This is a genomic window from Wohlfahrtiimonas chitiniclastica, assembly GCF_002252325.1.
GTDB classification, from domain to species: Bacteria; Pseudomonadota; Gammaproteobacteria; order Cardiobacteriales; family Wohlfahrtiimonadaceae; genus Wohlfahrtiimonas; species Wohlfahrtiimonas chitiniclastica.
The window spans coordinates 334,948-347,490 of sequence record NZ_NEFL01000002.1 but is presented as its reverse complement, the minus strand read 5'-3'; the positions used below and the strand labels follow the sequence as shown (position 1 = coordinate 347,490).

10 protein-coding genes are annotated in these 12,543 nt (G+C 44.6%); 3 read left to right on the top strand and 7 right to left on the bottom strand.

The features are described from left to right. Positions 1–666, top strand: a complete 666-nt coding sequence (leuD, locus tag B9T10_RS06925) for a 3-isopropylmalate dehydratase small subunit (RefSeq protein WP_063455624.1) — start codon at positions 1–3, stop codon at positions 664–666. A 27-nt stretch (positions 667–693) separates the two neighbouring features. Beyond that, the gene (alaS, locus tag B9T10_RS06920; protein ID WP_094538137.1) at positions 694–3,300 is read left to right on the top strand and encodes an alanine--tRNA ligase; all 2,607 of its coding nucleotides are present in this window, start codon (positions 694–696) and stop codon (positions 3,298–3,300) included. A gap of 63 nt (positions 3,301–3,363) precedes the next feature. Here alaS and B9T10_RS06915 read toward each other — a convergent pair whose 3' ends face one another. Beyond that, complete coding sequence (locus tag B9T10_RS06915; protein ID WP_343231741.1) at positions 3,364–4,434, bottom strand: zinc-dependent alcohol dehydrogenase family protein; 1,071 nt, start codon at positions 4,432–4,434, stop codon at positions 3,364–3,366. 300 nt (positions 4,435–4,734) lie between these two features. Here B9T10_RS06915 and B9T10_RS06910 point away from each other — a divergent pair, with 300 nt between their 5' ends. Beyond that, a complete protein-coding gene (locus B9T10_RS06910; RefSeq protein ID WP_094538136.1) occupies positions 4,735–6,762 on the top strand; it encodes a TonB-dependent receptor domain-containing protein in 2,028 nt (675 codons plus the stop codon). A 71-nt stretch (positions 6,763–6,833) separates the two neighbouring features. Here B9T10_RS06910 and B9T10_RS06905 read toward each other — a convergent pair whose 3' ends face one another. The 6 genes from B9T10_RS06905 to rpoH form a co-directional block, all read right to left on the bottom strand. Next, positions 6,834–7,349: a PAS domain-containing protein gene (locus B9T10_RS06905; RefSeq protein WP_008315730.1), complete on the bottom strand. Its 516-nt coding sequence runs from the start codon at positions 7,347–7,349 to the stop codon at positions 6,834–6,836. Between the two features lie 108 nt (positions 7,350–7,457). Next, a complete protein-coding gene (locus tag B9T10_RS06900; RefSeq protein WP_094488840.1) occupies positions 7,458–8,018 on the bottom strand; it encodes an L-threonylcarbamoyladenylate synthase in 561 nt (186 codons plus the stop codon). Between the two features lie 3 nt (positions 8,019–8,021). Next, positions 8,022–9,488 carry an inorganic phosphate transporter gene (locus B9T10_RS06895; protein ID WP_008315732.1) on the bottom strand — a complete coding sequence of 489 codons (1,467 nt, stop codon included), beginning with the start codon at positions 9,486–9,488 and terminating at the stop codon, positions 8,022–8,024. 56 nt (positions 9,489–9,544) lie between these two features. After that, positions 9,545–10,882 (bottom strand): glutathione-disulfide reductase, encoded by a 1,338-nt coding sequence (gorA, locus tag B9T10_RS06890; protein WP_094538135.1) that lies wholly within the window; start codon positions 10,880–10,882, stop codon positions 9,545–9,547. A gap of 9 nt (positions 10,883–10,891) precedes the next feature. Then, entirely contained in the window at positions 10,892–11,494 is a 603-nt protein-coding gene (locus B9T10_RS06885) for a BON domain-containing protein (RefSeq protein ID WP_008315734.1), read from the bottom strand. Between the two features lie 13 nt (positions 11,495–11,507). Next, on the bottom strand, positions 11,508–12,374 hold the full coding sequence (gene rpoH / locus B9T10_RS06880) for an RNA polymerase sigma factor RpoH (RefSeq protein ID WP_094488841.1): 867 nt from the start codon (positions 12,372–12,374) through the stop codon (positions 11,508–11,510). Positions 12,375–12,543: the final 169 nt, after the last annotated feature.

Genomic DNA, 12,543 nt, shown 5'->3' with positions numbered 1-12,543 from the left:
ATGAAACCATTCACCACTCATCAAGGCATTGCCGTCGCCATCGATCGCCCGAACATCGACACGGATGCCATCATCCCAAAACAATTTTTAAAATCCATCAAACGCTCAGGCTTTGGCGTGAATCTATTTGATGAATGGCGCTATTTAGATGTTGGCGCGCCGGGCATGGACAACAGCACGCGCCCAATCAATCCTGATTTTTCACTCAATCAAGCCCGTTATCAAGGCGCCTCCATTTTAGTGGCCCGTGAAAACTTTGGCTGCGGCTCTTCTCGTGAGCATGCCGTTTGGGCATTGGATGATTACGGTTTTCGTGCCGTCATTGCGCCAAGTTATTCAGACATCTTTTTTAACAACTGTTTTAAAAATGGTGTGTTACCGATTGTGCTCTCGGCAGAAGATGTTGATATAATCATTGAACTGATTCATCAGCATGAAGGCTTAGAGATCATCATTGATCTGCCATCACAGCAACTCATTTGTCAACTCGATGGGAAAGGATTACACTCACCGTTCACTTTTGATGTGGATGCGTTCCGTAAATATTGCTTGCTCAATGGTTTTGACGACATTGGTCTGACCCTTCAACACACAGATGACATCAAAGCTTATGAAGAGCGCATGAAACAAAAAACCCCATGGGTCTTTATGGATCACGCTCTGTAACTTTTAATTAAACCTTTGTATATTTTTATGAAAACTACTGAAATACGCCGAAAATTTTTAGACTTCTTTGCTTCAAAAGGGCACACAGAAGTCGCTTCAAGTTCATTGGTTCCGCATAATGACCCAACGTTGCTCTTTACGAACGCGGGCATGAACCAATTTAAAGACCTATTTTTAGGCTTAGAAAAGCGCGACTATGTGCGTGCAACAACCTCTCAACGCTGTGTGCGTGCCGGTGGTAAACACAACGACTTAGAAAACGTAGGTTTTACTGCGCGCCATCATACATTTTTCGAAATGTTAGGGAACTTCAGTTTCGGCGATTATTTCAAAAAAGAAGCCATCAACTTTGCGTGGGAACTCCTCACAAAAGTGTATGGTTTTCCGGCTGAGAAATTAACCGTTACCGTTTTTCATAACGATGATGAAGCTTATGACATCTGGAAAGATGAGATTGGCGTCCCTGCTGAACGCATCATTCGCATTGGCTTAAAAGAGGATGGCAGCTCAGATAACTTCTGGCAAATGGGTGACACAGGCCCATGCGGACCTTGTTCTGAAATTTTCTATGATCATGGTGAGCACATCTGGGGTGGCCCTCCGGGTTCTCCTGAAGAAGATGGTGACCGTTTCATCGAAATCTGGAACTTGGTGTTCATGCAATTTAATCGCGATGAAGCCGGTGTATTGCATCCATTGCCAAAACCTTCTGTTGATACAGGTATGGGCTTAGAGCGCTTATCGGCGGTGTTGCAGCATGTCAATGACAACTATGACATCGACCTGTTCCAAACCTTGATCAAAGCGGCTGCGGCGGCAACAGGTTGCACAGATCTTAAGCACAACTCATTGAAAGTCATCAGCGATCACATTCGCTCTGTGGCCTTCTTAATTGCCGATGGTGTGTTGCCTTCGAATGAAGGCCGTGGCTATGTGCTTCGCCGCATCATTCGCCGCGCTGTGCGTCATGGTTATAAACTCGGTCAAAAAGGTCTATTCTTCCACACATTGGCCAAAACTTTAGCCGATGTGATGGGGGATGCATACCCTGAATTGATCGAAAAACAAGCGCACATCGAAGCGGCCATTAAGCAAGAAGAGATGCGCTTTGCAGAAACCCTTGAAAATGGTTTGAAACTCTTAGAGGCAGACATTAAAGCCCTCAATGGTGCCACAACCATTTCTGGCGAAACGATCTTTAAGTTGTATGACACTTACGGCTTCCCCGTTGATTTAACCAATGACATTGCCCGCGAGCAACAATTGGCCCTTGATATGGATGGCTTTGAAGCGTGCATGGAAGAACAACGTGCCCGCGCCCGTGCTGCGAATCAATTCAGCGCAGAAAAAACAGTCGCCATTGATTTAAGTAAACCGGTTGAATTTGTGGGTTATACAGAAAATCATTTAGACACAGTGATCCTAGAGTTGGCCAAAGATGGCGAATTGGTGGATGCATTGTCAGAAGGTGATCACGGCATTGTGGTGCTTGAACGCACGCCTTTTTATGCTGAATCAGGTGGCCAAGTGGGCGACCATGGTGCAATCTCCATCGATGAGAATCTATTCATCGTAGAAGATACGAAAAAGCAAGGCGATGCCATTTTACATTTTGGTCACATGAGCCGTGGTTCATTGACAAAAGCTGCCACTGTGCATGCAAAAATTGATGAAAGTTATCGCAATGACATTCGTAAAAATCACTCTGCCACGCATTTATTGCATCATGCCTTGCAAGCTGTTTTAGGCGAGCACGTTGAGCAAAAAGGCTCAATGGTGACCTTTAACCGTTTGCGCTTTGACTTCTCTCACAATGCAGCGATTCCATTAGATGTATTGCAAGCCATTGAATCTCATGTCAATGCTGCCATCATCGCGAATGAAGCGGTAGCCATTGAAGTGATGCCCATTGATGATGCGAAAGCAAAAGGCGCAATGGCGCTCTTTGGTGAAAAATATGGTGACAATGTGCGCGTGGTTGAAATGGGTCATTCCATCGAACTTTGCGGCGGTACACATGTGGCGCGCACAGGTGACATCGGTCAATTTAAGATTTTATATGAAACAGGCATTGCCTCTGGCGTTCGCCGCATTGAAGCCACCACAGGTTTACATGCGCTTGCCATTACGCAAGAATCTGAGCGTTTGATCGCCACATTGTCTGAACTCTTTAAATCCACGCCTGAGCAGCTTGTGACCAAATCTGAGCAAACCTTGGCAGATTTAAAAGCCTCTGATAAAGCGTTACAACAAGCAAAATCAAAACTTGCCTTAGCGTCAAGTGGCGAATTGTTGGCCAATGCTGATGTCATCAATGATGTGAAAGTGATCATTGCCCATGTGCCTGACGTTGAAACCAAAATGCTGCGCGAATTGGCAGATAAATTGCGTGATCAATCTCAAGGCATCGTGTTGTTAGGCTCTGCTGTGGATGGTAAAGCAACTTTGGTTGCCTCCATTGAGAAATCACTGACCGCTAAAGTGAAAGCCGGTGACTTTGTGAATGTTGCCGCTGCCATTGTGGGCGGTAAAGGCGGCGGTCGCCCTGATTCTGCCACAGCTGGCGGACAGCATGGTGATAAAGTGGATGACGCTTTAGCCGCAGCATCCACTTGGATTAAAGCACAACTTTAATTCTCCATCCTTCAGTTGAGATGAAAAAAGCGGGCATTGCCCGCTTTTTTATTGATGACATCATTAATAGTTGATGATCACTTTCATCGCCTTTTCATTGGCAGCATTTTTAAAGACTTTATAGGCATGCTCAAGATCATCAAATTTAAAATGATGGGTGATCATTTTATCTAATGGCAATTTACCTGAGCAGCAGGTTTTGAGCAGCATGTCTGTTGTGTTTGCATTGACTAAACCTGTGGTGATTTTAAGATTTTTGATCCACAGTTTTTCAAGGGCAAAACTCACCGATTGACCATGCACGCCAACGTTGGCAATGTTGCCGCCCTCTTTCACCACATGTTGGCACACATCCCACGTTTCAGGAATGCCAACCGCTTCAATCGCACAATCCACGCCGCGCCCGCCAGTCTCTTTTAAAATGCGCGCAATGGGCTCTTCTTTCCCTGAATTGATCACCATCGTTGCACCCATATCGAGCGCCATGTCTAAACGGTTTTCATCCATATCCACCACAATGATTTCACTTGGGGAATAGAGTTGCGCCGTTAACAATGCCGCCATACCAATAGGGCCTGCGCCCACAATCGCGACTGTGTCACCGGGTTTAACATCACCATATTGCACGCCAATTTCATGGGAAGTTGGCAATGCATCGGACAGGAGCACCGCCACATTTTCATCTAAGGCTTCTGGCAGATGATATAAAGATGTGTCCGCAAACGGCGTGCGCACATATTCAGCTTGCGTGCCATCGATCATATAACCCATGATCCAACCGCCGCCATTTAAACAGTGAGCATAGAGCTGTTTTTGGCAATTTTCACAGGTGCCGCAGCGAGAGACACACGAAATGATCACCTCATCGCCCACTTTAAAATTTTTCACCGCGCTGCCCACTGCTTCCACAATGCCAATGCCTTCATGGCCTAAAATTCGGCCATTGAATGCGCCTGTTTTTTCTTTGGCAGTGGACTCAATTTCTGGGTTTTTGCCCTTCATGATGCCTAAATCTGTACCACAGATGGTGGTTTTGGTTAAACGTATGATCGCATCTGTCGGCTCGATGATTTTAGGTTTTGGGCGTTCTTCAAATCGCAAATCATTTTCACCGTAATACACCATTGCTTTCATTGTTTCTGTCATGACTAATCCTCCTATTTTTAGATTAATTGACTGAGATGAGTCTTGTGATTCTTCGGGACGAATCGATTGCATGACTCTTAGAATTAGCACAATTTTCAGTCAGATTCAAATTTATCCATTGAATGGGACATCCTAAGTTCACTTAAAATTCAGTCATTTGAGGAAATCATCCTAAAAGCGAATGATTGATGTTTACAAAAGTAAACCATTATTCATTTGACTATTATTTCTATTTGATAATAATTATCATTCAAATATGAAAACAATGTTATCAATCAAAGGATCATTATGCCCACATTTAACCCACGCAAAAGCTTAATGGCATGTGCTGTCATTGCTGTTCTCTCCCCTGCTGTTGCACAAGTGAACGAAACTTTAGATGATTTAAACAATTACTCTGACGAGACTTCTATCATTGACCTCTCAAAAGTGGTGGTCACTGCCGGTGGTTTTAGCCAAGAAGTGAAAAGTGCACCAGCCTCCATCTCTTTGGTGTCTAAAGAAGCCTTAGACAATGCGCCCTTTCGTGATGTGACCGATGCCATTAAAGATGTACCGGGCGTTGTCATCACAGGTGGCGGCGCGAGCCAAGACATCAGCATTCGCGGCATGGCACCACAATACACATTGATGATGGTGGATGGTAAACGTCAAAACTCCCGCGGCTCTCGCCCAAACAGCGATGGCTCTGGCATTGAGCAAGGTTGGATTCCACCCTTAGCCGCAATCGAGCGCGTTGAAGTGGTGCGTGGCCCAATGTCTTCTCGTTATGGTTCAGATGCCATGGGCGGCGTTGTGAATGTCATCACCAAAAAAATCACCGATCAATGGATGGGCAATGTGCGCGCCGATTACACAGTGCAACACAATTCTGATCAAGGCAATTATGGCAACACAGAATTTTATTTAAATGGCCCGCTCATTAAAGAGACGCTAGGTTTGCAAGTGTATGGCAAATACAGCCATCGTAAAGAGGACAAACACCTTGAAGAGACCCCCGGACGTGATTTGACCAACATTGGCGGTAAACTCACAATCGTACCTGTTAAAGGTCAAACCTTTGAACTTGAAGCGGCCACAAGCACACAAAAGCGCATTTATCATGTGGGCAAAACCTTAGCGGAAGGTTATGAGAATAAAAAAACAGGTCAATGGATCAAAAACGAAGATAAAACAGAAAAATATACCCGTGATAACTTTTCCGTGCGTTATTTAGGTGAGTTTGACAATGGCATCACCAGTGATTTGTTGATTGCCCATGAGAAAAATAACAACACCACGCGTAAAATGATCGTAAAAAATACGGAAGTCACCGGCAATGTGATCATTCCGATCGCCACACATACTGTGACGGTTGGCGCGCAATATCGCGATGAAAAACTCACAGATAGTAACAACCAATTGAAAAAATCCGTCAATAACATCTCCCGTAAAAGCTATGCCATTTTTGTGGAAGATGAATGGTGGATTTTAGATAACTTTGCCCTAACCGCAGGCGTGCGTTATGAGCATGATGAAAACTATGGCGGCGAAGTGACACCACGTTTATATGCGGTATGGAACATTGATGATGCTTGGACATTAAAAGGCGGCATCTCTTCTGGTTATCGCACGCCAAACATTCGTCAAGCGGTGGCCGATTGGGGTCATGGCACCGGTGGCCCTGGCGGCAATGGCGTGATTTTGGGCAATCCTGATCTTAAACCTGAGAAATCTTTAAACTATGAAGTGAGCTTAAACTTCTCACCGAATGATCAATTAAGCTTAGATGCCACAGTGTTCTACACTAAATTTAAAGACAAAATCCAAGAAATCACCGTATGTAAAATTGGCGATGCGTGTGATTATGGCTTTAGATTCATCAACACCAACCAAAACGTAGACACCGCAAAACTCTATGGTGCAGAGCTTTCTGCACAGTGGTATCCGGTGGATACTGTTAAATTATCCACCAGCTACACCTACAATAAAACGGAACAAACCAGTGGCATCCATAAAGGTAAACCGTTAAATCGCATTCCTAAGCATGTCTTTAATCTCCATGCTGATTGGCAAATGACGGAAAAAGCCAACCTTTGGACACAAGTCAATTACCGTGGTAAAGAGATCGAAACCAGTGGCCGCAGCAAAAAAGGGATCGACTATGTTTATCCTGATTACACCACATGGGATCTTGGCGGATCTTACCAAGTGACGAAAGATGCCAGCGTCTTTGCCGGTATCTATAACATCACCAATCAACGTGTGAACCAAGACACTTATGGTAAAAACCTAGATGGCCGCCGTTATTGGTTGGGTGTGAGCATCAACTTCTAAACATTCTTAGCCACAAAAAAGCCCAATGTGAATTGGGCTTTTTTTATGACTCTTGTTTAATGGGCTGTTGATTACTCTGCTGCCCACAATTTAGCAATGGTTTCCAAAGTTTGGTTCACCCCTTCTTGCGAAGGCTTACGGCGCACAGATGTGTACGCAATGATGTGACCATCATCATAGTTTGGGCTAGCGGTTGCATACACCCAATAATAACGACCATCTTTACGCAAATTCTTCACAAATCCACGCCAAGGCTGACCCGATTGCACAGTGTTCCATAAATCTTGAAAGATCACAGGTGGGACATCCGGATGACGCAAAATAGAATGTGGCGAGCCAATGAGCTCTTCTTCTGTCCATGCAGACATGTCCACAAACGCTTGGTTCGCATGCGTGATGATGCCATCAGTATTGGTGCGCGAAACAATCAAGCGACCATCAGGATATGGAACCTCTTCATCCACCACATAAATGCGGCGCGTTGATCCATCGTAATAGGTCAAGGTTTTCTCTTCATACTCTGTGACACCTTCTGGCAAATCAGAGAGTTCCATATTCGGGGGAGTTTTATAATCTAAATTTGTCATTGTGCTTCCTTTATGGTTTTCCATCAATTGGGGCTATTATGCCGCACTCAATTCAATCATAAACGCAAAAGGTTTTATTTTCTGCACAATTTTGATGGGAATCAAAATTTAGACGCGGTAAACCTCACCTGTCACCACATGCTGAATCTTTGTGGCTTGTGGTAGCCCACCTAATTGACCATCAACCACGCCAAAGATGAATGGATGATCAAAAGCCAATGCATCTTCTTTCGTTAAAATGGAAGGCTCACCTTGGGCATTTGCACTCGTGGAAATCAGCGGTGCGCCCAATTGTTCACACAAAGCGCGCGCGGTGGCATGTGTGGTTAAACGCACAGCTAAATCATCAGAATCGCCGGACAATTCAATCGGGCACTTTTCGGTTTTAGGCACCAACCACGTGTGATGAAAGCCGTAATCTAATGTCTTCATGCGTTCTTTTTGCTCATCGGTTAATGGAATGATCCAATCGCCTAGGCGAGATAAATCATCCACCAATACGATGAGCCCTTTGCTTAAGGGGCGCCCTTTGATGGCACAGATTTTTTTGGCCAATTCAACATTGCGCGCATCGCCACCGATGCCATAAACGCCCTCTGTGGGGTAGACAATGATCTCTTGAGCGATCAGTGCCGCAGCCCCTTCTTCAACTGTTAATAATTTGTTCATAATCTAGATAAATAAATGGTTACCAATGTAATACAGTCCAAAGGCTAAAATGATGGACACAGGCAATGTTAATACCCAAGCCATCAAAATGCTTCGAACTGTGGAGGCCTGTAGGCCAGACTTATTGGCCACCATTGTCCCTGCAACGGCACTCGATAGAATATGTGTCGTAGAAACAGGTAAACCAAAATAACTGGCAGATGCAATCGACACACCCGCGGTAATTTGAGCACTCATGCCTTGAGCATACGTCATCTCTTTTTTACCGATTTTACCGCCCACAGTATTCACAACACGGCGCCAGCCAATCATGGTGCCACAACCAAGTGCCACAGCCACCGCCAAAATCACCCAAATGGGTGCGTATTGTGTTGTTTTTGTTAAATCTTTGGAAATGCTTTTATACGTTTGACGATCCGCGCTTGATAACTCATCGGCGTGTTCTAATTTCTTAGAGATGTTGCCAAGACACAACACTTCATTGCGCACCGCCCAGCGTTGATCCGTATCTAATTGACTGTAACTGGTGATGCCATTTAATAAACCCACCAATTTATCCGCATGTTTTACCATTTCTGATGGCTCACAGCTGAATAACGTTTTCATTTCGTGCGTGGGTTTAGGGAAAATTTGCTCCATCACCTCTTTGTTTTTATCATATGATGTCACAATCAATTGTGCGGCAACTTTCGTTTGCTGAATGTCATAAACGTTTGAATTCATGTTCACCACAAATTGTGCTGGCACGATGCTAAAGAGGACAAGCATCACAAGGCCAATGCCTTTTTGACCATCGTTTTGACCATGGGCAAAGCTCATGCCCATTGCCGAACACACCAAACAAAAGCGCGGCCAAAATGGCGGACGTTTTTTCTTCTCGATGTTGTGACGAATGTGCGGGGTTTTATGAATGTTGCTTTTTGGCTTCCATTTTAACAATAGAATCATGAATAAGCCGGCAATCCCCGCCCCAATGATGGGTGAGAATAAGAGGGAGAAAAAGACATCCCAAGCTTTGTGCCAATTCACGCCTTCCACTAAAGAGCCATGCTCAATCAAAGCATTGGCCAAACCCACACCTAAAATTGAACCGATCAAGGCGTGCGAGCTCGATGCCGGAATGCCAAAGAACCATGTGCCTAAGTTCCAAATGAGCGCCGCAATCAAGAGTGAAAAGATCATCACCAAACCTTTTGTGGAGTTTGCCGTTGCCAATAATTCCATCGGCAATAGATTCACAATGGCATATGCCACTGCTAAGCCACCAAAGGCCACCCCTAAAAAGTTAAATATGCCCGATAAAAAAACCGCCATCCCTGGCTTCATGGATTTGGTGAAAATCACTGTAGCCACGGCATTGGCGGTATCATGGAATCCATTGACAAACTCAAAAGCTAACACCAGCCCAACGGACCCAATCAATATCGCGATTAACTGCCAATCAATCCCTGAGAAGAATTCTGCGAACATAAAAAAGCTCTTTTAACTACGAAAAGAGCTATTGTAATACAAAATGAATTTTAAGTTTAGCGCATTGTGACCAATTCTTCTGCGGAAGTTGGGTGAAGGGCCACTGTATCATCAAAATCTTGTTTCGTAGCCCCCATACGCACCGCAACTGCAAAGCCTTGGAGCATTTCATCCACTTGTGGACCAAACAAATGCACGCCCACAACTTTTTCATTCTCGCCTGCCACAATGAGTTTCATGGCTGTTTTGACAGGGTTTGGCGTAAAGCTTGAATACATCGATGTGAAAGATGTGGTGTAGCACTTAATGGCATCTTCACCATATTGGGCTTTGGCCTCTTTTTCCGTCATGCCCACAGTACCAATCGGCGGATGAGAAAACACGATGCTCGCAATGTTCTCATACGGTAAGTATCTGCCCTCTTTGCCACCATATAAACGATCCGCTAAACGGCGCGCTGCAGCAATGGCCACTGGCGTCAATGGGAATTTACCTGTGATGTCACCTAACGCAAATACGCCTTTGACATTCGTTTCTTGGAATTGATCTGTGGGGATCACGCCACCGGCTTCAACGGTGACGGAGGTATTTTCCAAACCAATATCATCGGTATTTAAATCACGGCCAATCGCCCAAATGACGGTATCCACTTCAATCGCGCCATGGTTTGAGATCACAGCAATGCCATTGTCTCTTTGCTCTAATGCTTCAATTGCTGAATTTGTGTGTAAATGAACGGTTTTTTCTAATTCTAATTTTAATTCATCGGTCACAAAGTCATCAAAGCTGCGAAGCACATTGTCATGACGACAGAATAAATGAGATTCAGAGCCTAAACCATGCATCAATTGTGCAATTTCAACCGCAATGTAACCTGCGCCAATGACGGCAATGCGTTTAGGTTGTGTTTCTAAGGCAAAGAAATCATCGGATGTGATGCCAAGTTCAGCACCTTTCACATCAGAAGGCACACGTGGACGACCGCCTGTTGAAATCACAATGTGATCAGCCGTGTATTGCTTGCCATCGACTTCAATGGTGTGATCATCCACAAATTTAGCCGCACCTTCCACATAATCGATGCCTAAAGACTCAATGTAACCACCGTACCAACCGGTGATGCCGTTGATGTAACCATCGCGCTTTTCCTTCAATGCAGCCCATGAAAAGCCTTTGTAATCCACATCAAAGCCATAACCTATCGCATTGTGAATGGTGTCTGCCACATGGGATGCATTCCACATGATTTTCTTTGGCACACAACCCACATTCACACATGTACCGCCCACAGTGCCTTTTTCAATCACTAAACATTTTGCGCCATAACTTGCTGCGCGTTCCACAACGGAGATGCCGCCGGAACCGGCACCAAGGGCAATCACATCATATTTCATTCTCTATCCTTATCCTTTCTTTTCTGGGTAATACGTTTGGAATAATGGCACCACTTCAATCACGCCAGAGACTTTGCGCGCAGCATCAATCACAGGTTGCATTTCTGTCGGTTTAAGTAAGCCCATTAAATAAACATAGCCTCGTTCTGTCACCACTTTGACGTTGCCTGCATAAAAATCAGGTGAGATGGTTAAAAGCGCAATCTCGCCTTTGACTTTTGCAGTGATGAAGGTGTCTTCTGCACGTTCAGCCATAGAAGATGGCGGTGCAATCACAAGCTCATTGTACACTTCAACAACGCCCGGAATTTTCTTCACTTGTTCTTCAAGCGTAATGCCAATGTCACGGGTGTACACTTCCCCGGCTAACAGCACATGGCGATTATAACTCACCTTATTGATGTGGTTTTTAGAGCTGTATGGCAAATCACGAATGATGCCATCGATCTTAAACTCAATCTCTTGATCTTCAATGATCACGGAGTTTGCGCGGCGATCTGCCATAATCACGCCCGTTGTGCCCACTGTGCCAAACACTAAAGCGGGGGCACATCCTGAAAGGGGCAAAATCAATGCCCCAAAAACCAATGCTAAAATTTTTCGATAGCTCATACGCTCAATCCGATTATTCCACTAAAAACTTCTTCAATTTTGTCATCGCTTGCGCTTCGATTTGACGAATGCGCTCTGCGGAGACTGAATATTCTGCTGCCAATTCATGCAGCGTCGGTTTTTTACTGTCATCCACTTCCATCCAGCGGCGCTGAACAATGTCACGGCTGCGATCATCTAAGCTCGCCATGGCTTTTGTCAAAGCTTCTAGACGACGATTGTCCGTATCATCTTGCTCCACTTGCATCGATGGATCCATATCTTCATCGGCCAACCACTCTGAAGGTGAATAATGCTCATTGTCATCATCACTGTTTGATAAGTCAAAGGAAACATCATTAGAAAACAGACGCGATTCCATGCGTTTGACTTCATCCACACTCACATTGAGTTCATCGGCAATGGTTGCGGCCTCATTTTCGTTGAGCCAACCTAAACGCTCTTTAGAAGAACGCAAGTTAAAAAAGAGTTTGCGTTGCGCTTTCGTGGTGGCCACTTTGACAATGCGCCAGTTACGAATCACAAAGTCATGGATTTCCGACTTGATCCAATGGACTGCAAAAGAGATCAAACGGACGTTGTATTTTGGGTCAAAGCGTTTGACCGCTTTCATTAAGCCCACATTGCCCTCTTGGACTAAATCCACTAAAGGTAAACCATAGCCAGAAAAGCCTTTGGCAATGTGTACAACAAATTTCAAATGGGCAATCACAAGCAACTGCGCCGCTTGGATGTCATTGTGTTCAATCAAACGGGTTGCAAGCTCGCGCTCTTCTTCTGCCGTTAAGGTTGGGATATCTGCAATGGCAGAGGTGTACGCGCTAAAATCATCACTGACTGCAGGTAATGAATTTGCTCTTAACACTAAGGATTTATTCATGTAAACCTCCCTAAAATTGATGGGACGATTATAGCACAGATCATCGACAACGATGTTGTGCTCGACCTCTATTATATTTCTAATACTTTATATAGAATAGTCAATAATTACATTTTTTGGTAACATTAACCATTAAATTTTAGCATTTTTATGCGTAAATTTTACACAA

Bases quoted from the DNA above. Each gene is read 5' to 3' on its own strand.
- leuD (WP_063455624.1), top strand. From the start codon at position 1: ATGAAACCATTCACCACTCATCAAGGCATTGCCGTCGCCATCGATCGC.
- alaS (WP_094538137.1), top strand. From the start codon at position 694: ATGAAAACTACTGAAATACGCCGAAAATTTTTAGACTTCTTTGCTTCA.
- B9T10_RS06915 (WP_343231741.1), bottom strand. From the start codon at position 4,434: ATGAAAGCAATGGTGTATTACGGTGAAAATGATTTGCGATTTGAAGAA.
- B9T10_RS06910 (WP_094538136.1), top strand. From the start codon at position 4,735: ATGCCCACATTTAACCCACGCAAAAGCTTAATGGCATGTGCTGTCATT.
- B9T10_RS06905 (WP_008315730.1), bottom strand. From the start codon at position 7,349: ATGACAAATTTAGATTATAAAACTCCCCCGAATATGGAACTCTCTGAT.
- B9T10_RS06900 (WP_094488840.1), bottom strand. From the start codon at position 8,018: ATGAACAAATTATTAACAGTTGAAGAAGGGGCTGCGGCACTGATCGCT.
- B9T10_RS06895 (WP_008315732.1), bottom strand. From the start codon at position 9,488: ATGTTCGCAGAATTCTTCTCAGGGATTGATTGGCAGTTAATCGCGATA.
- gorA (WP_094538135.1), bottom strand. From the start codon at position 10,882: ATGAAATATGATGTGATTGCCCTTGGTGCCGGTTCCGGCGGCATCTCC.
- B9T10_RS06885 (WP_008315734.1), bottom strand. From the start codon at position 11,494: ATGAGCTATCGAAAAATTTTAGCATTGGTTTTTGGGGCATTGATTTTG.
- rpoH (WP_094488841.1), bottom strand. From the start codon at position 12,374: ATGAATAAATCCTTAGTGTTAAGAGCAAATTCATTACCTGCAGTCAGT.